Raw genomic sequence first — 17,240 nt, 5'->3', positions numbered from 1 at the left:
GTGTCGTTCGTGATTCTCGATCCCAGTGGCCGCGGTGCGACCGCTCGCCAGCTCACGCTGGCCGGTATCGCGATGCTGCTCGTGGTGGCCGCGCTGCTGTATCTGCTGGCGTTGCGCTACACCGGTCGCTTCACCGAGAAGGTGCCCGTCCACGCCGTGCTGACCAGTACCGGAGACGGCCTGCCCAAACATGCCGACGTGAAATTCCGCGGCATGGTCGTCGGCACCGTCGATTCGGTGGAGGTGGTGGCGAAAGGGGAGCGGCAGCGCGCCGATATCGCGTTGAAACCGCATGTCGCCGATGCGATTCCGGCCAACGTCACCGCCCGTGTCATCCCCAACAACCTGTTCGGCGTGACCGCGATCGAATTGGTCGACAACGGGCCCGACACCGCGAAACTGCATTCCGGCTCGACCATTTCCCAGGACACCGGCACCGCGACCATCCAATTGCAGACCACGCTCAACGTGCTGCGCAATGTGCTGAGCAATATCCAGCCGGAGAAGCTCGGCCGGGTGCTGGCGACGCTGTCCGCGGCGCTGGAACCCTCGGCGCGGGTGCCGGGTTCGACCGTGGAGCGGCTCGATACCTGGCTCACCCAGGTGCACGACATTCCCGATATCGGCGACCTGCTGGGTGATCTGGGCCGGGCTGCCACCGCGCTGAGCCAGTCGGCACCGGAATTGGTGGGAGTGCTGTCGGATTCGGTGACGACGGCTCGCACCCTCACCGAGCGGCGCTCGAATCTCGTTGCGCTGCTGACGAATGCGGGCGGCGCCGTCGATTCGGTCAACCACCTGTTCGCGCGCAATCCGGATTCGGGAAAATTCCTCGTCGCCGGTCTGGACGATCTGTTCGGCGGTCTGGCCAAGGATCCCGAGGCCATTCCGTTCACCGCCGCCAACCTCAATACGGCGTTGCAGCGTTTGAAGACCACGTTCCACTGGGGCCCCAAACACCAGATGGTGTGGGCGATGGACGCCTCGCTCACACCGTTCCAGCAGTACACCGCGCAGGACTGCCCGCACTATGGTGACGAGTACGGCCCGCGCTGCGGTGGGGCGACGGTGCCGAATGTGGCGCCGCCCCAGAACTATCCACCGCAGCAACTACCCCGCTGGCTCGACGCGGCCGGGCCTCGGCCGACGCCGGCGGCCGTGGTGCCGACCGCGCCCGCGCAGCAGCCGCTGATCCCCGGTCTGCCGGTTCTGCCCGGAGTTCCGGCGCTGCCCGGTCTGCCGAGTCTGCCGCTGATCCCCGGCGTCACCGCACCGGCCGCCTACCAGGCCACGCCCGCTGATCCGGCGGCCACCCGTCCCGCCGCGCTGCGTGGACCCGCCGCGGTCGCCGCGGTGGTGGGGGGTCCGCCGAATCTGGCGCAGCTCCTGCTGCTGGGGCCGGTGCTCGCCGGTGGCTATCTGACCGTCGGCGAGATGCCGGAAGGCGATGTGACGCAATGAAATCGACGAAGGCACTGATCGGTTTCGGAATCTTCGCGGTGATCGCGATCGCGCTGACCTCCACCATCTACGGCACGCTGCAACGCACGGTGCCGGGCTCGACCACTCGATATTCGGCCGTCTTCTCCGATGTGCTCGGACTGCGCGTCGGGGACGACGTGCGGATGGCCGGAGTGCGGGTCGGCCGGGTGGACAAGATCGACTTCGTCGGCGACTACAAGGCCGGGGTGGAGTTCAGCATCCGGAGCAATCAACATCTGACCACCACGACCAAGGCCATGGTGCGGTACCAGAATCTGATCGGTCAGCGCTACGTCGCGCTGGCGCCGGGTAAGGACGCGGGCCGGCAGTTGCCGGCGGGCGGGCGCATTCCGCTCGAGCACACCGAGCCGTCGTTCGATGTGTCGGCCTTGCTGTCCGGCTTCGAACCCCTGTTCTCGGTGCTGCAGCCGGATCAGGTGAATTCGCTGTCCGAGACGCTGATTCAGGCGCTGCAAGGCAACCAGGTCTCGCTGAGCACCTTGATCACCCAGGCCGCGCAGCTGGCCGGAACCTTCGGCCAGCGCGACAAGATCCTCGGCGATGTGGTCTCCAACCTCAGCAGTGTGATGGCGGGCCTAGCGCATCGCAGCAACGAGCTGGAAACCCTGATCACCCAGACCCGTTCGCTGATGGACGGGCTCTACGCCCAGGGTGAGGCGTTGAAGTCGTCGGTCGACCAGGTCGCCACCTCGACCGATGCGCTGGTCGGGTTGGTCGCCCAGGTCAAACCCGGTATCGCGGCCGCACAGAACAAGGCCACCACCGGCGTGGCGCTGCTGCTGCTCAACGGCGCGGCGCTGGACCGGGCGGCGGTGCAACTGCCGAACGTGCTGAACCGGGTGGCCCAGTTCTCCAGCTACGGCGCCTACGGCAACGCCTACTTCTGCGGTCTCGACGTCTCGCTGTGGGGCGTGCTGCTGCCGCCGGGCCTGTTCTCCCAGATCGGTGGCAACGCGCATTCGGAGGTGTGCCGATGATGGCGAGGTTCTCGCGACCGAGGTTGCCGAGAGTGTTCGGTTTCCTGCGCAACCGGTATCTGCGGCTCGGCCTGATCGCCTCGGCGACCGTGCTGATCCTGCTGCTCGGCTCCAGCGCGCTGACCCAGGCGCGGTTGGGGGACAAGACGATTCACGCCGAATTCGCACAGGCCGCGGGGCTGCGCGCCGGAGCGACCGTCGACGTCTCGGGGATCGAGGTGGGCGCGGTGCGGGCGGTGCGGCTCGACGGCGCCAAGGTGGTCGCGGACCTGAAGGTGCGCCGCGATCTGCGACTGGGCCCGGACGCGCGCGCGGCGATCAAGATGTCGACCATCCTGGGGCGGTTGCATGTCGATCTCGTTCCCGGCAATGGAAAAGGACTGCCGGACAACCGGATCGAGCTCGACCACACCAGCGTGCCCTACAACCTGAGCAAGGTGATCCAGGACCCGCAGTACAAGGCATCGTTCGAACGGATCGAGCGGATCGACCCGCAGAAGTTGCGCCAGGCCCTCGACACCATGAATCAGCAGATGGGCGATTCGCCGCAGCTGGCGGTGCAGGCGCTCGACAGCATCGGCTCGCTGGCCAAGGTGATCAACGACCGCCGCGACGAGGTCGACACCCTGCTGAAGGGGATGGATCAGGTCTCACAGCTGGTCGCCGACAATCAGAACAGCGTGCTGATGCTGCTGACCCGCGGCGAGGCCATCGGCCAGGCGGTGCAGAAGCGCCAGCAGCTGCTGAAGAGCCTGCTCGACAATGTCGCCTCACTGTCGAAGTTGTTGCAGGACATGGGGCTGGAGAACAACAACCAGTTCGGCCCGATGATCCGGGATCTGAACACCATGTCCGAGGGGCTGGAGAAGAACAAGGCCAACCTCGACCGGCTCTACGAGATCATGCCGGTGACCTTGCGGCAGTTCAACAACGTATTGGGCAACGGACCGTACGGCGATGTGTATGTGCCGTGGGGGCTGTTCCCCGACAACTGGATCTGTTTCGCACAGGTCGTTCAGGGGTGTAAGTGATGAAACTGCGCGCGCTGGCCCAACTGGCCGCGGTGTGCCTGGTCGCCTCCGCCGGCTCGGGCTGTTCGCTGCTGCCGGGTTCGCTCGGCACCGCCGCCGACGAGGCGCTCGGCGACAACATGCGCATCAGCGCCGACTTCGACAATGTGGCAGGGCTCTACGCCGGCAACGAGGTCGATGTGCTGGGTGTGCCGGTCGGCACGGTCGAATCGGTGGAGGCCAAGGGCACCTACGTGCAGGTGGTCATGAAGGTCGACAAGAGCGTGAAGCTGCCCGCCGACGCCATGGCCGCACTGGTGAATCCGCAGCTGATCACCAACCGCCACGTCGAACTGGCGCCGGCCTACGACGGAACCGGGCCCACCATGGCCGACGGCGCGCATATTCCCTTGCCGCGCACCAGGACACCGGTGGAACTCGACCGCATCATGCAGACCTTCGACCAGCTGGGTGCGTCTCTGAAGGGTGACAGCGACACCGGGCCGATGGCCAGCCGGGTGTTGTTCCCGTTGCTCGACGGCAACGGCGACAAACTGCGCGCGACGCTGGACGCGCTCTCGGGTGCGTTCGAGACGACCTTCGCCAACAAGGACCAGATCTCCAACACGATCGTCAAACTCAACGACATCACTCAGGTCATCGCCCAGAACGATCAGACCGTGCGGGATTTCAGCGGCCGGCTCACCGAACTGCTGAAGTTGATGGGCGATCAGGCGCCCGGCTTGCAGGCGGTGCTCACCCAGCTCAACGATTTCGTCGCCAATACCGCCACGGTGGTGGGGCAGAACAAGGATCAGCTCGCCGGAGCACTGAGCCGGTTCGTCGCGATCAGCGATCAGATGCGTGCCAATGCCCGCAATCTCACCGAAATCGTGGATGTCGCGCCGCTGATGTTCGAAAACCTCGCCAACGCCACCAGTTACGAACATCAGGCGCTGCGCCTGCACGGCCTGCTCGATAAATCGGTGCTCGACGGTGAAGCGCTCTCGACCTTCTGTGAGCGGGTGATGATGCGCCTCGACGGCTGCCGGACCGGGAGGATCGCCGATATGGGGCCCGATTTCGGACTCACCGCAGCACTTCTGGGGATCAGCGGAAAATGACACGATCACAGCGCAGAACATCTCGCCGCGGCATCGTTATCACCGCCGTCGCGACCGCCACCACACTCGGTATCAGCGGATGCGGCCCGACCCTCGAGAATGTGCCGATGCCCAAGCCGGGTATCGACGGTCCGGGCTATACCGTTCATGCCGCGTTCACCGATGTGCTGAATCTGCCCGATCACGCCCACGTGCGGATCGGCGGCACCGATATCGGCACCGTCACCGGTATCGAGACCACGAATTTCATCGCCGACGTGCGGATGCAGATCCGCTCCGACATCGTGCTGCCGCGCGGGACCACGGTGGAATTGCGTCAGGCCACGCCGCTGGGCGACATGTCGGTGGCCATGACCCTGCCGGCCGCGCAGGAGGCGGGCCCGCCGCTGCGCGACGGAGACACCATCGGCACCGACCACACCGGCACCGCGGCCTCCGTCGAGCAGTTGATGATGTCGGTGGCCATGCTGGTCAACGGCGGCGGTATCAACCAGGCCGCACAGATCACCACGCAGATGAATTCGATGTTCGCCGGGCGGGGACCGCAATTGGCGCATCTGCTGAGCGAGATGACCAGCGTGATCGCCGCGCTCAACCAGCGCACCGGCGATATCGACGCCACCCTGCAGGGGCTGAATACGCTGTCCGGGGAATTGGCCCGGCGCAAAAAGGAACTCGGCGCGGCCGCCGATACCTTCCCGCAACTGCTCGGACTGGTGAACGAGAACAATCAGCGCATCGTGGATCTCACCACCAAGGTATCGACCACCATGGCGGCGCTGGGCGATTTCACCGACACCACCAGCCCGCAGTTCCTGAGCTTGTTCGACAGCATTCAGAAGTTGATGTCGGGCTTCACGGAAATGGGCGGCAATCTCACCGAGGCGCTCGACGGGCTCAACGACATCTATCCGCCGCTGATGGCCAGCCTGCGGGGTTCGGGATTGGCCGTCATGCCGGTGGTTTCGTATCTGAGCATCGGTGCGCTCAGCGATCCGCACGGCAGCCGGTGGCCCGAAATCGGTGACGTTCCGGCGTTCGCCGGCAGTTTGGCGCAGGTATTCGAGAAAGTGTTCGGCCGGGTCATCAGTCCGCCGCAACCGGTGCCGGGTGCGGCGCCGCCGGAAGCGCCCAGCACGCCGGCCGAACCTTCTCAGCAGGGTGGTGAGCGATGAATACGCCGCTGTGGAATTGGGTGGTGCGCCGGCGCATCGCCCTGGCCAACCTCAGCCTGATCGTGGTGCTGGTGATCGGCTCCGGATATCTGGCCCGATATGTGCTGCGGTTCAATCCTTTTCCGCACACCTTCACCGTCACCGTGCAACTCGCCACCTCGGGTGGCATTCTTCCGGGCAACGACGTGACCTTCCGCGGCACCCGGGTCGGCAAGGTCGCCGATGTGCGGGTTTCCGGCGACGGAATCGACGCGATCGCCGAAATCGAGGACAGCGCGAAGATTCCCGTCGGGGGCGCGGTGCACGTCGGCCGCTTGTCCGCGGCGGGTGAGCAGTATCTGGACTTCCGGCCCGACGCCGACACCGGGCCGTATCTGTCCGACGGCGCCGTCGTGGAGCGCGCACGCACCAGCGTGCCGATTCCGGTGCAGAATCTGCTCACCGATCTCAGCGGATTCATCGGCGGGATGAATCCGGACCGGCTCACCGTGGTCGTCGACGAGCTGGACAAGGCGCTGGGCGGCGGCCCGGATCGATTGCGCAACATGATCTCCGGGATCAGTCGTGCGATGGCGGGGCTGTCCGATCTGCTGCCGCAGACCCAGCAGCTGCTCGAGAACCTGCAGGTGATCGCGGAGACCACCTCGCACGCGCAGCCCGATCTGAGCACGCTGACCGCGGCGGGCAGCGCGCTGTTCCAGCAGGCCACCGCCGCCGACAACGAGATCCGGAAATTCCTCGACCAGGGGCCCGGCGAGCTGGCGACACTCGGCGACGTGGTGGCGAAGAATCAGGATCCGCTGACCGATCTGGTCACCAATTTCGTCGCCATCACCAAGGCGGCGAAGCTGCGGCAGCCGGCGATCGAGGCACTGTTTCCCGCACTGCGCCAAGGTATTCAAGCGCTCGGGGTGCCCGCCCACGACGGCGCCTATCACACGCTCGCCGACTTCTGGCCGCGTCCCACCTGCGACTACGACACGATTCCGGTGTCCCCGGCCAAGGTCATGACCGACACCCGGGTGCGGTTGTACAACTACTGCCTCACCGCCGATCCCGCACTGCAGGTGCGTGGTTCGGCCAACGCGCCGCGGCCGAACATCCCCGACAACGGGTCCGGGCCGCCGCCGGGCGTCACCGGCAACGAACTGTCGCGGCCCGTCCCGCCCGGCCCCATACCCGACAACTAGGAAGCGAACGCGATGAGCGACAAGGAAAGCGGAGGCGCCGAGGAGCGCGAACCCACGATCGACACCGTCGACGAACCGGAGACCGCGGCGGCCCCGGAGTCCGATACGGCCGGATCGGATGCGGCGGGGACATCCGATACCACCGAGTCGAGCCTCACCGAAACGACGGCCGCAGCCGAGATTTCGCCGCTGGCGCGACTGCGTCCGGCCGCCGGGGGACGCGGTGTGCGGATCGGCCTGCGGGCGGCGGCGGCTCTGGTCCTGGGCGCCGCGATCGGCAGCAGTATCTACTTCTACCTGCAGAACAAGGATCACGAGGAGGTGCTGGAGGCGCAGGCGCAGGCTCGCCAGGCCGCCTGTGCCTACGGCCCGGTGGTCTCGACCTACGATTCCAAGCACCTCGACCAGTACGTCCGCGATGTGCTGGCCGGCGCCTCCGGTGAATGGAAGAGGCAATTCGAGTCCAACAGCAAGGACCTCAGCGACGTCCTGGCCAAGGGTGAGGTCGTCGCCAAGTCGACGGATGTGCAGTGCGCCATCCGTTCCGGGGACAAGGATTCCGCGGAGGCGATCGTGGTGATCGGCCAGACCATCACCAGCCTGGGCACCCAGGGCAAACCGGAACCGGGCCAGTTGTCGACGGTCATGCGACTGCAGAAGCAGGGCGACCGCTGGCTGGTCGACAAGATCAGTACGCCGCTGACTCCGCTACCGCCGCAGTCGTAGCGGCTCCCCGGCGAAACGAATTGGCGGACAATGTGAGTCGCGCACAGGACGGGCGTGCGAAGGCGACGGCGCCGGCCACGCACAATCCCGAGCGTGTGATCCGCCGCCGGCCCAAGAATCGCCGGGCGCAGATCGCCTCCGCCTCGGCGGCGGCCTTCGGATCGCTGGGTTATCACGGCGTGAGCATGGAGGACATCGCCGCCCGGCTGGGGATTTCCTCGGCCGCGCTGTATCGGCACTATCCGAGCAAGTACGCGCTGTTCCGCGAGGAGCTGCTGCGCTTGTCCGCAGCCGCGGTGACCGCGGTGACGCTGCCCGCGGAGGCGCAGAGCCACAGCGCCGAAACGCGACTCGGACTCGTCATCGATGCCATCGTGGCCGATACCATCGCCAATCGCCCCACGGCCGCGCTGGCCCGGTGGGAGGCGCGCTACCTCGATCGCGACGATCGCCGGACCTTCGACGAACGGTTCGAGACGGCGATCTCCGCGCTGCGGGCGCTGATCGGCGAACTGCGCCCGGAGTTGTCCCGCCGCGCGGGCCTGGTGCGTGCCGTCGCGATCTTCAGTGTGGTGAGCAGTATCGGCGACCACCACGCGCATCTGCCGGCGAAATCGCTCGCGGTGCTGCTGGGCGAGGCCGCGTGGTCGTTGATCCGCGCCGACCTGCCGGTGGCCGCCGACGCGCCGGAACCTGTACGAGCGAACGAGATTCCGCAATCGTTCAAACATCGGGTGCTGCTCGACAAGGCGGTCGAGCTGTTCCACGAACGCGGCTATCCGAATGTGAGCGTGGAGGAGATCGCGGCGGCGGCCGAACTGTCGGCGGCCTCGGCGGTGTACCGGTACTACCGCAGTAAGGATGCCTTGCTGGCGGCGGCATTCCGGCGGGTGGCCGACCGGATGGCCGCCGCGATCGCACCCGCGGTGGAGGCGTCACAGACCTCCGAGGAGGCGCTGGCGAGGTTGATCGACCTCTATGTCGAGGGATCGTTCGCCGAGCGCGAGCTGACGTTCGTCTACTACGCCGAATTCGGCAATGTCGGCGCCTACGAGCGCACGGTGCTGCGCAATATCCAGCGGCTGGTGGTCGCCGAATGGGTGGAACTGCTGGTCGATGCGCGGCCCGAGCTGGCGCGGGCGCAGGCCCGCATCCTGGTCCATGCCGGATTCGGCCTCGTCGTCGGTCTGGGGCGGCTGTTCGGCAACGACCAGCAGATCTGCCCTCGAGCCCAGGTGATCGGATTGATGGAGATGACGTTGTTCGGACGGCTTGCGCGACAGGCGTAGCGGTTCTTGAATCTGTGACAACTTAGATGACGGAATGCGGCTTCAAGTATGGGATATTTCGTTATGGACCCGTTGATCGAGAGAGAATTACGGGTAACATAGACGAGCCGGGCCGACCCTGAGGAGTGTACGAGGGGGTGTCGCCGGGGCAGAGGGAGAAATCCGCGAGAGCGCCGGTAACCGCGCATCGGTAGTTGTCGCGTCGGCTCCGAGGCGAGCCGGTCTGCCGGGCGGGCCCCTCGGTCTCCCGTGTCGCATGGTGCCGCCGATCCCGGCGGCACCGCCCGCGCCCCGCAGCGCGGGGCCCGGCGCATCTCCGGTCGCGCCGGCGAAACGTTCCGAGAGAGGACTCGCATGACAACGGCAACGCAGCCTTGGGAGCCGAATTACACCGACCCGCACAGTGATTCCTACGTTCCGGAGGAATCCGTGCCGGTCGGGCGAGGCCGGGCGGAGGACGAGCGAGCTGTGCGGCCCGACGTCGCGCAGACGCCGCCGCTGACCCTGGAGCAGACGCGCATTCACATCCCGGACTTCTATCGCTCACCGCGCAAGCGCCCCGCGCAACTGCCCGACGCCCTGGATTTCTGGATGTTCGCGGGCGCCGCGGCGAACGTCGCGATGCAATTCGCGCATCCCGCGGTGGCGGCCGGTGTCATGGAGAGCACCGTGGAATCCGGTGCGCTCATGGTGCATCCGTGGAAGCGACTGCGCACCACGGCCTCGTATCTGGCGGTGGCGATTCTCGGCACGCCCGAGGAGAAGGAGGAATTCCGTGAGGCGGTGAATGTCGCGCACCGGCAAGTGCGGTCGAAACCCGGCTCGAAGGTGAAGTACAACGCCTTCGACCGCAATCTGCAGCTGTATGTCGCGGCCTGCATCTACATCGGCTTCGAGGACTCCCATCAGCTGATCAACGGCAAGATGTCACCGGAGGAGCTCGAGGCGTTCTATCAGGGCGCGGACACCTTCGGCACCACGCTGCAGGTGCATCCCGACATGTGGCCGAAGACGCGCGCCGAATTCGACGAGTACTGGGTCGAGGCCTGCCGTCAGGTGATCGTCGACGACGCCTTCCGAGCGTATATCGGTGACCTGCTGCATCTTCGGATGATCCACTGGTACATGCGACTGCTCTTCGGCGGGCTGCTGCGCTTCCTGACCGCCGGCTTCCTGCCTCCGCATTTCCGCGAACAGATGGGCGTGGAGTGGAGCGCGGCCGACCAGCGCCGATTCGAGCATCTGTTCCTGTTCGTGGGATTTGTGAACCGCTTCATCCCCAAGTTCATTCGGTTCTCCGGGACGAAGATGATGATGCGAGATGTGCAGCGTCGGATCCGCAAACAGAAGGTCCTCGTCTGATCTGAATCCACCGGTGCGGCACGGTGATTGCCGACCGTGACGGGTGCGGCGGACCGGCCACTCGGCTCCGCCCTCTCCGCCTCCGCTTGTGAAAATCCGGGCTCACTCCATGCGGACGGGAACTGGGGACCACGACGGAACGAGCCCGGATGGACGGTCCGGTCGATCACACCCACGGGCACCACGAGCTCGGCCGATCGTCGCGAACAGTACATCACCTCACGTGAGTCAGGCGTCTCGCTCGCGTCGCCGAGTGTGTGATGGCGCACTAATAGTTTGTGCACTAACTATTAGCACGCTAATCTGGCCTCGACACGAGGAGGTGGGCATGACGACCGACGTCGACGATCCGCTGCGGCTGGACCGGCAGGTATGTTTCGCCCTGGCCGTCGCGAACCGATCGGTGCTGACGGTGTATCGCCCGCTGCTGGAGCCCTTGGGGCTCACCCATCCGCAGTATCTGGTGATGCTGGCGCTGTGGGGCGAGGCTCCGATGTCGGTGAAGGCCATCGCCGAGGCGATCCAACTCGATTCCGCCACGCTGTCTCCGCTGCTCAAGCGGCTCGAGTCGGCAGGCCTCATCACCCGCCACCGTGATCCGCGCGACGAACGCACACTACTGATCGATCTGACCGAAGCCGGGTGGGCGCTGCGCCGCCAGGCCGAGTTGATCCCCCCGGCGGTCGTGCGGCGGCTGGGCGTGAGCCTGGCCGATCTGGAGGAACTGCGCGAGGTGCTGACTCGCGTCAACGAGGCCGCCCGGCGAGCCGCGCTCGCCGATATCCAGGGAGCTACCCATGAGTGAGCAGAAGCCGAATCCGGTTCAGCGCGTGCGCTATATCTGCGGCGCCACGCTGCCGCCCTCGATGCAGCAGTGGGTCCTTCGCGATCTGACCGGCCCGGGCGCCGCCCGCCGCTACCTGCTGCGATTCCTGGTGCCGATCATCCCCGTACTGTGCCTGTTCCTGCTGGTCCCGGGCCCGCTGTGGATCGGATTGTCGATGGCGGCGCTGCTGTACGTCCCGCTGGTCTACTTCACCATCGCGCTGATGTACGTGTATCGGCGGCACCGCCTGCTCAAGCACGGGCTCGATCCCGAACTGGCCGACATCGCCGAACGGCAGCGTGCGGCGGCCGAACGCGAGCAGTACGAACTGCGGCACGGCCGCGGCTGACGCCCACGCGGTCGCGGAATGTGTGCCCGCCGAACCGATTCCGTGCCACGACGCGAACGACCGGTCTCGGCTCGTCGTGCCCGCGGTCGGTTATCGGGGGTGTACTGTAAGTCCTGTCGGTAATCGCACAGTGCGCTGTGCGCGCGAGCGGTGCGGCCGATTCGCTGGCCGGACGGGCCGTCGATGGTGAGAGTCTGAAGGACATCCGATATGAGTGAGCAGCCGAATCTGTTCAGCCACAGTCCGGTACCCATCGAGACGCCGGCGCCTGCCGGCGGGGTGGCGCATCGTCCGCTGTTTCGCAGTGCGAGTTCCTCGGCCGGACCCGAGGGCGGGGAGGCGCCCGCCGACGATATAGCCCGGTAATCCACACGGCGCCCGTAGTCGATCAGTCCGGGATCACGGACACGATCCGGCAACGGGCGCGCCCGTGCGTACCGGCGGCGATCGCGGTGAACGGTCGCGGACATGCGGTCGCGGCGGGAATTGATACGCAAGCTATATCCGCCGCAACCGAACCGTTAGCAAATCATCATCGAATTGCCGATTTTCGCTCTTGTACGGTCATCAGATGCCGAAAGAGGGCTTTCGTGCTCCGGTAATGTCGGTTCCGCAATCATTCGGCTAACGAATCGGCGGGGAAGTCACGACCAGGCGTTACCTGCTGGGGACGGAGTCCGGCATGAGTGCTGTGACTTTCGGTTCCCCGGATATCCGGGGGCACGTACATCGGTTGTCGGCCGGAATCACCGACGCGCAATGGCTGCGAGTGGCCGTGGAAACCTCGGCCGCATGCGTCAGCGCCGCGATCGCCGGGCTGGCTATGATGATGCCGATCAGCCAATCCTGGCTGTCGCCGGGATCGGCGCTGCAGGTCGACCTGCTGATCTTCAATATGCCGCTGGCCCTCACCGCCGGCGCGCTGATCGCCGTCATCGCGGTCTCGGTGTCGGCGGCGATCGGCAGCAGCCGCCTGGCCTGGTGCGCGGTCTTCTGTGCGACCTCGGCGATGCTGGTGAACCACACCCTGCTGGTGAAACTGGAGACCCGGACCCTGTCGACGCTCAACTACGTCGACTCCATGCTCGCCGGAGTGATCCTGGGCTGTCTGGCCGCGGCGGTGTGGCATCGGCGAGCCCCTGCCGGGGGGTATCTGTTCGGTGCGCTGGCTTCGATTCTGTTCGCCGACCTCACCCAGGCGCCGGATTTCGCCTCCACCGTCGCGGGGGAGGGCATCATGCGCGGGGCGCCTCCGGTCTGGATGATTGTCGTCGCACTCGTCCTGATGCTCGGCACGGCCCTGCTCTTTCGCCAAGAACAGCGACCGGAACCCGACGACAGTGCGGTGGTACCGCTGAAACCGGTGGTGTCGGCCGTCGTGATTGTCTCGGCGACGCTGGGGACCTCCGTCTGGATGGCCCGCGGCGGCGCGCTGGTATCGATTCTGGTGGGCGGGGCGCTTCTGCTGCTTGCGACCGCGGTGGCGGCGCTGCTGCTTCCCGGACGCGACGGAATGCTGGTGGTGGTGATGGTGGCCTTCGCCTCGGCGGGGTCGGCCCTGCTCACCGTTCCGCGGCCGGCCTGGTCGACCGTGCTGGTGGTCGCGGCCGCGGGCGCCGGCCTCTACGCCGGATGGCGCATTCGCCTGCCGTTGCAGGCTGTCGCCGGATCCGTCGCGCTGTCCATCGCCGCTGCGGTGAGCTCGTCGCTGGTGGACGTCCCGACCGCGGCGGTAACAGTGCCGAGCTGTATCGCACTGGCTGTGGTCGCCGGATATGCGCTGGGATGTGCCATCGGCCCGCGAGCGACCAGTGCGGTCGTCGGCATCGTCATCCTGTTCGTGCCGTCCGCGGGGGTGGCTCTGCAGGGTCGCGACCTCGGCCGGATCGAATATTCGCATACCTGGTTCCGCAGTGCGGAGGCCGCGGTCACCGCGGTGCCGGGACTCGTCGCGGCCGGAATCGGCATCGGGTGCGCCGCCATCGCGCTGCTCATCGGGCGGCTGCGGCCGGGTGATCCCTTCGGCCGGCACGCCGCCGACAGCGAGGAGAAGCCGAATCCGGCTCAGGCGCGACGCAATTCGCTCACCACCGCGAAGTCGACGCCGTCGGCATCGGCGAGGTAGACCGGCTGGGTGGTGTGCGCGCCGCGCACCTTCACCTCACCGCGCGGGCCGCCGTAGCGAACCCGGGCGGCATGGCGTTCGATGGCGCGCACGTCGAGGCTGCGCGCCGCCTCCGCCAGCGAGGCGAACAGCAGCAAGCCCTCGTAACAGGATTCGCCGATATTGTTCAGCGCGGGTGCGAAGGTGCCGTACCGAGCCGTGTAGCGGCTGCCGAAATCCATCGACTCGGGCGAGACCACACTCTCGAAATAGCCTGAGGCGGTGAATAATCCGCGGGTGCTGTCCGGGCCAGCCGCGAACAGGACGTCCTCGCCGATCATCATGCTCAGCCGTAACCGGTGCTCGTCGAGACCCGCGCGGGCGAAGGCCCGATTGAACGCCGCGCAGTCGGCGCCGACCAGCAACAGCAGCACCCCCTGCGCCGAGGAGTGGCGAATCAGGTCGAGGGCCGGACCGAAGGCGCGGCTGCCGAGCGGGACGAATGCCTCGCCGACGATGTCGATGTCGCCGAATGCCGCCGCCTCGCGGGTGACCCGGGCGGTTTCGCGCGGCCACACGTAATCGTTGCCGACGATGCACCAGCGGCGGATGCCCTGCTCCGCGCGCAGCCAGCGCAGCGCGGGAAAGAGCTGATGATCGGGCGTCTCGCCCACCATGTACACGCCGTCGGAATTCTCGCCGCCCTCGTAGAACGTGGTGTAGACGTACGGGACCCGCCCCGCCGTGCGGGGCGTCAGCACCCGGCGGGCATTGGACAGGTGCCAGCCCACCACGCCGTCGACGGCGCCGGTGCCAATCATGCGATCGATACGTTCGGCCAGCAGTGGCAGCGGTGCGCCCGAATCGACCGTGTGCAATCGCACCGGCCGCTCGAGAATTCCGCCCGCGCGGTTGATGTCCTCCACCGCCAGCGCGGCGCACGCCTCACAGGAGGGGCCGAACAGGCCCGCCGGTCCGCTACCGGGCACCACCAGCGCGATATCGACGGTGTCGCGCCCGCCGCGGGAGTTCGAAATCCTCACCGGAACCTCCGCCGCCCGAAACATCCATCGCCGAATAGTCGCCCCCGAGCCGACCATGTTAACGACGGCCCGTGTGGGTGGCGAGCGGCGACCTTCCAGGGCTGGTGAAGGGGCCTCGTTTGGCATATACCCCCTGTGGGTATATGGTCGTGGTAATCGCTCGGCCTGTCGAGAGGAGTCGTGCACATGGACGGCAACGGCCATGAAACCGTGGTACTGGATCTGAACGGCCTGCACTGGGCGAGCCGGCGGCAGGTCGCCACCCGGGTCCTGCAACGGCGCCCCGGCGTGCTCGAGGCCACGGTCAATCCCGCCGCCCAGACCGCGACGGTCAGCTTCGACCCGGGCCGGACCTCGGTCCACGACATGCGGGAGTGGTTGCGCGACTGCGGGATCCACTGCTCCGGCCGATCGGTTCCCCGGCACGTCTGCGATCCGCTGGCCGAGCCGTCCGGTCCGTCTCGTCCCGACGGCGGGCACCGGCACGAACCCGCGGAGCCCAGGCACGATCACCACGGCACCCACGACCACCACGACATGTCGATGGCCGCGATGGCCGCCGACATGCGCAACCGATTCCTGGTCGCGCTGGTGTTCTCGGTGCTGGTCATGGTGTGGTCACCGATGGCGACGGACATGTTCGGCATCGACCTGCCGGTGCCGTTCGGGCTACGCCAGGATGTGTGGGCGCTGATCCTGAGTCTGCCGGTGATCGGCTATTCGTCGACGATCTTCTTCACCGGTGCGTGGCAGGCGCTGCGGGCGCGGACCCTCGACATGATGGTGCTGGTCGCGGTCGCCATCGGGGCGGGATGGCTGTATTCGCTCGCGATCACGCTGACCGGCGGCGGCGAGGTCTTCTACGAGGCCTCGACCATGCTCGCCACCTTCGTGCTGCTCGGGCACTGGTTCGAGATGCGCGCCCGGGGCGGCGCCACCGACGCCATCCGCACGCTGCTCGACCTCGCGCCACCGCGCGCGGTGGTGGTGCGTGACGGCGAGGAGGTGGAGATTCCCACCGCCGAGGTCGCCGTCGGTGATCTGCTGCTGGTGCGGCCGGGCGCCAAGATCCCGGTCGACGGCGTCGTGGAAGACGGCGACAGCGACGTCGACGAGTCGATGGTGACCGGGGAGAGTCTGCCGGTGCACAAGCAACCGGGTGCTCCGGTGATCGGCGCGAGCATCAACGTCGACGGCACCCTGCGCGTGCGTGCGGACAAGGTCGGTTCCGACACCGCGCTGGCGCAGATCGTGAATCTGGTTCAGCAGGCGCAGAATTCGAAGGCGCCGGGCCAGAAACTGGCCGACCGCGCGGCGTTCTGGCTGGTACTGGTCGCACTGATCGGCGGTGCGGTCACGCTGGCGGGATGGTTGCTCGCCGGAGCCACCTTCGCCACGGCCATGTTGTTCGCCATCACCGTCGTGGTGATCACCTGCCCCGACGCCCTGGGCCTGGCCACGCCGACGGCCGTCATGGTCGGCACCGGCTTGGGTGCTCGCCGGGGCGTGCTGTTCAAGAACGCGCTGGCCCTGGAGACGGCGGCACGCGTCGACGTGGTGGTGCTGGACAAGACCGGCACGCTGACGAAGGGCGAACCGGCCGTCACCGAATTCGTGACCGCGGCGGCGGAGCCCTCGCCCCGGCTGCTCGCGGCGCTGGCCGCGGTCGAACGGGAATCGGAACACCCACTGGCACAGGCGATCGTCCGCTTCGCGCAGGAGCGCGGCGCGGCGCCGGCGCGGGCCGAGAAGTTCGAGAACGTGCCGGGACACGGCGCCGTCGCCACGGTCGACGGGCAGCGTGTCGTGGTCGGCAACCGGCGACTGCTGGATCGGGAGGGGATCGAACTCGGCGAATTGGCCGACGCTCGGGCCCGGATCGCGGACGGCGGGCAGACCGCCGTGCTGGTGGCGGTCGACGACAAGGCGGTCGCGGTGGTCGGGATCGCCGACGAACCCCGTGAGACCGCCGCCGCGGCGGTGCGCGAAATGCACGATCTGGGTGTGGAAGTCGTGATGCTGACCGGCGACAATCGCGCCACGGCCGATCGCATCGCGGCCGAATTGGGCATCGATACCGTCATCGCGGAGGTGCTGCCGGGCGACAAGGCCGACACCATCGCGCAATTACAGTCGGGCGGAAGGAAAGTCGCGATGGTGGGCGACGGCGTGAACGACGCGCCCGCGCTGGCACGGGCCGACCTCGGCATCGCCATCGGGGCCGGCACGGACGTGGCCATCGACACCGCGGATGTCGTGCTGATGCGATCGGACCCGCTCGATGTGCCCACCGCCTTACGGATCGGCCGCGGCACGCTGCGCAAGATGCATCAGAACCTGGCGTGGGCGGTGGGATACAACGCGGTCGCACTCCCGATCGCGGCCGGCGTGCTCGAACCGGCCTTCGGATTCACCCTCCGCCCGGAGATCGCCGCACTGACCATGTCGGGCTCCAGTATCATCGTCGCGCTGAACGCGGTGTCGCTCAAACGACTGCGGCTTCCCGAGCCGCAGGGCTGAGTCCCGGAGCGGCCGGACGGCTGGGAGCCGCGAGGATGCCGC

General features: G+C 67.2%; 15 protein-coding genes. 14 read left to right on the top strand and 1 reads right to left on the bottom strand.

The features are described from left to right. The first annotated feature begins 9 nt into the window (after window positions 1-9). From ACPCUW_RS23795 to ACPCUW_RS23735, 13 genes are all read left to right on the top strand, one after another. Window positions 10-1,461: an MCE family protein gene (locus tag ACPCUW_RS23795; protein ID WP_423427182.1), complete on the top strand. Its 1,452-nt coding sequence runs from the start codon at window positions 10-12 to the stop codon at window positions 1,459-1,461. Next, on the top strand, window positions 1,458-2,480 hold the full coding sequence (locus ACPCUW_RS23790; RefSeq protein ID WP_030515598.1) for an MlaD family protein: 1,023 nt from the start codon (window positions 1,458-1,460) through the stop codon (window positions 2,478-2,480). The genes ACPCUW_RS23795 and ACPCUW_RS23790 overlap by 4 nt, the downstream gene beginning before the upstream one ends. Beyond that, complete coding sequence (locus ACPCUW_RS23785) at window positions 2,477-3,511, top strand: MCE family protein (RefSeq protein WP_423427180.1); 1,035 nt, start codon at window positions 2,477-2,479, stop codon at window positions 3,509-3,511. The genes ACPCUW_RS23790 and ACPCUW_RS23785 overlap by 4 nt, the downstream gene beginning before the upstream one ends. After that, window positions 3,511-4,614 (top strand): MCE family protein, encoded by a 1,104-nt coding sequence (locus tag ACPCUW_RS23780; RefSeq protein WP_064907536.1) that lies wholly within the window; start codon window positions 3,511-3,513, stop codon window positions 4,612-4,614. The genes ACPCUW_RS23785 and ACPCUW_RS23780 overlap by 1 nt, the downstream gene beginning before the upstream one ends. Further along, window positions 4,611-5,789: an MCE family protein gene (locus ACPCUW_RS23775; protein ID WP_423427178.1), complete on the top strand. Its 1,179-nt coding sequence runs from the start codon at window positions 4,611-4,613 to the stop codon at window positions 5,787-5,789. Before ACPCUW_RS23780 ends, ACPCUW_RS23775 begins: the two co-directional genes overlap by 4 nt. After that, the gene (locus ACPCUW_RS23770; RefSeq protein ID WP_423427177.1) at window positions 5,786-6,979 is read left to right on the top strand and encodes an MCE family protein; all 1,194 of its coding nucleotides are present in this window, start codon (window positions 5,786-5,788) and stop codon (window positions 6,977-6,979) included. The genes ACPCUW_RS23775 and ACPCUW_RS23770 overlap by 4 nt, the downstream gene beginning before the upstream one ends. Window positions 6,980-6,991: 12 nt before the next feature. Further along, window positions 6,992-7,705, top strand: coding sequence for a hypothetical protein (locus ACPCUW_RS23765; protein WP_423427175.1), 714 nt, complete (start codon window positions 6,992-6,994; stop codon window positions 7,703-7,705). A gap of 32 nt (window positions 7,706-7,737) precedes the next feature. Then, window positions 7,738-8,994, top strand: a complete 1,257-nt coding sequence (locus ACPCUW_RS23760; protein WP_423427174.1) for a TetR/AcrR family transcriptional regulator — start codon at window positions 7,738-7,740, stop codon at window positions 8,992-8,994. 354 nt (window positions 8,995-9,348) lie between these two features. Further along, window positions 9,349-10,356, top strand: a complete 1,008-nt coding sequence (locus tag ACPCUW_RS23755) for an oxygenase MpaB family protein (protein WP_082857351.1) — start codon at window positions 9,349-9,351, stop codon at window positions 10,354-10,356. A gap of 328 nt (window positions 10,357-10,684) precedes the next feature. Continuing rightward, entirely contained in the window at window positions 10,685-11,161 is a 477-nt protein-coding gene (locus tag ACPCUW_RS23750; RefSeq protein ID WP_030515606.1) for a MarR family winged helix-turn-helix transcriptional regulator, read from the top strand. Then, window positions 11,154-11,531: a DUF5313 family protein gene (locus ACPCUW_RS23745; protein WP_063023185.1), complete on the top strand. Its 378-nt coding sequence runs from the start codon at window positions 11,154-11,156 to the stop codon at window positions 11,529-11,531. Before ACPCUW_RS23750 ends, ACPCUW_RS23745 begins: the two co-directional genes overlap by 8 nt. A 210-nt stretch (window positions 11,532-11,741) precedes the next feature. Beyond that, a complete protein-coding gene (locus ACPCUW_RS23740) occupies window positions 11,742-11,897 on the top strand; it encodes a hypothetical protein (protein ID WP_156055636.1) in 156 nt (51 codons plus the stop codon). A gap of 316 nt (window positions 11,898-12,213) precedes the next feature. Beyond that, window positions 12,214-13,656 (top strand): hypothetical protein, encoded by a 1,443-nt coding sequence (locus tag ACPCUW_RS23735; protein WP_423427172.1) that lies wholly within the window; start codon window positions 12,214-12,216, stop codon window positions 13,654-13,656. Here ACPCUW_RS23735 and ACPCUW_RS23730 read toward each other — a convergent pair. Then, window positions 13,596-14,678 carry a substrate-binding domain-containing protein gene (locus tag ACPCUW_RS23730; RefSeq protein WP_423427170.1) on the bottom strand — a complete coding sequence of 361 codons (1,083 nt, stop codon included), beginning with the start codon at window positions 14,676-14,678 and terminating at the stop codon, window positions 13,596-13,598. The genes ACPCUW_RS23735 and ACPCUW_RS23730 overlap by 61 nt on opposite strands. Window positions 14,679-14,864: 186 nt before the next feature. Between ACPCUW_RS23730 and ACPCUW_RS23725 the strand changes: the two genes are divergently transcribed. Next, a complete protein-coding gene (locus ACPCUW_RS23725; RefSeq protein WP_423427169.1) occupies window positions 14,865-17,198 on the top strand; it encodes a heavy metal translocating P-type ATPase in 2,334 nt (777 codons plus the stop codon). Window positions 17,199-17,240 lie beyond the last annotated feature (42 nt).

Source organism: Nocardia sp. AB354, assembly GCF_049538315.1.
Classification (GTDB): Bacteria; Actinomycetota; Actinomycetes; order Mycobacteriales; family Mycobacteriaceae; genus Nocardia; species Nocardia nova.
Note: the sequence above shows the minus strand (reverse complement) of the source record. Positions and strands in the feature narration are given on the sequence as shown.

Excerpts from the sequence above, each read along its gene's own strand:
- ACPCUW_RS23755 (WP_082857351.1), top strand. The coding sequence starts at position 9,349 with ATGACAACGGCAACGCAGCCTTGGGAGCCGAATTACACCGACCCGCAC.
- ACPCUW_RS23780 (WP_064907536.1), top strand. The coding sequence starts at position 3,511 with ATGAAACTGCGCGCGCTGGCCCAACTGGCCGCGGTGTGCCTGGTCGCC.
- ACPCUW_RS23770 (WP_423427177.1), top strand. The coding sequence starts at position 5,786 with ATGAATACGCCGCTGTGGAATTGGGTGGTGCGCCGGCGCATCGCCCTG.
- ACPCUW_RS23745 (WP_063023185.1), top strand. The coding sequence starts at position 11,154 with ATGAGTGAGCAGAAGCCGAATCCGGTTCAGCGCGTGCGCTATATCTGC.
- ACPCUW_RS23735 (WP_423427172.1), top strand. The coding sequence starts at position 12,214 with ATGAGTGCTGTGACTTTCGGTTCCCCGGATATCCGGGGGCACGTACAT.
- ACPCUW_RS23740 (WP_156055636.1), top strand. The coding sequence starts at position 11,742 with ATGAGTGAGCAGCCGAATCTGTTCAGCCACAGTCCGGTACCCATCGAG.
- ACPCUW_RS23765 (WP_423427175.1), top strand. The coding sequence starts at position 6,992 with ATGAGCGACAAGGAAAGCGGAGGCGCCGAGGAGCGCGAACCCACGATC.
- ACPCUW_RS23785 (WP_423427180.1), top strand. The coding sequence starts at position 2,477 with ATGATGGCGAGGTTCTCGCGACCGAGGTTGCCGAGAGTGTTCGGTTTC.
- ACPCUW_RS23750 (WP_030515606.1), top strand. The coding sequence starts at position 10,685 with ATGACGACCGACGTCGACGATCCGCTGCGGCTGGACCGGCAGGTATGT.
- ACPCUW_RS23725 (WP_423427169.1), top strand. The coding sequence starts at position 14,865 with ATGGACGGCAACGGCCATGAAACCGTGGTACTGGATCTGAACGGCCTG.
- ACPCUW_RS23790 (WP_030515598.1), top strand. The coding sequence starts at position 1,458 with ATGAAATCGACGAAGGCACTGATCGGTTTCGGAATCTTCGCGGTGATC.
- ACPCUW_RS23775 (WP_423427178.1), top strand. The coding sequence starts at position 4,611 with ATGACACGATCACAGCGCAGAACATCTCGCCGCGGCATCGTTATCACC.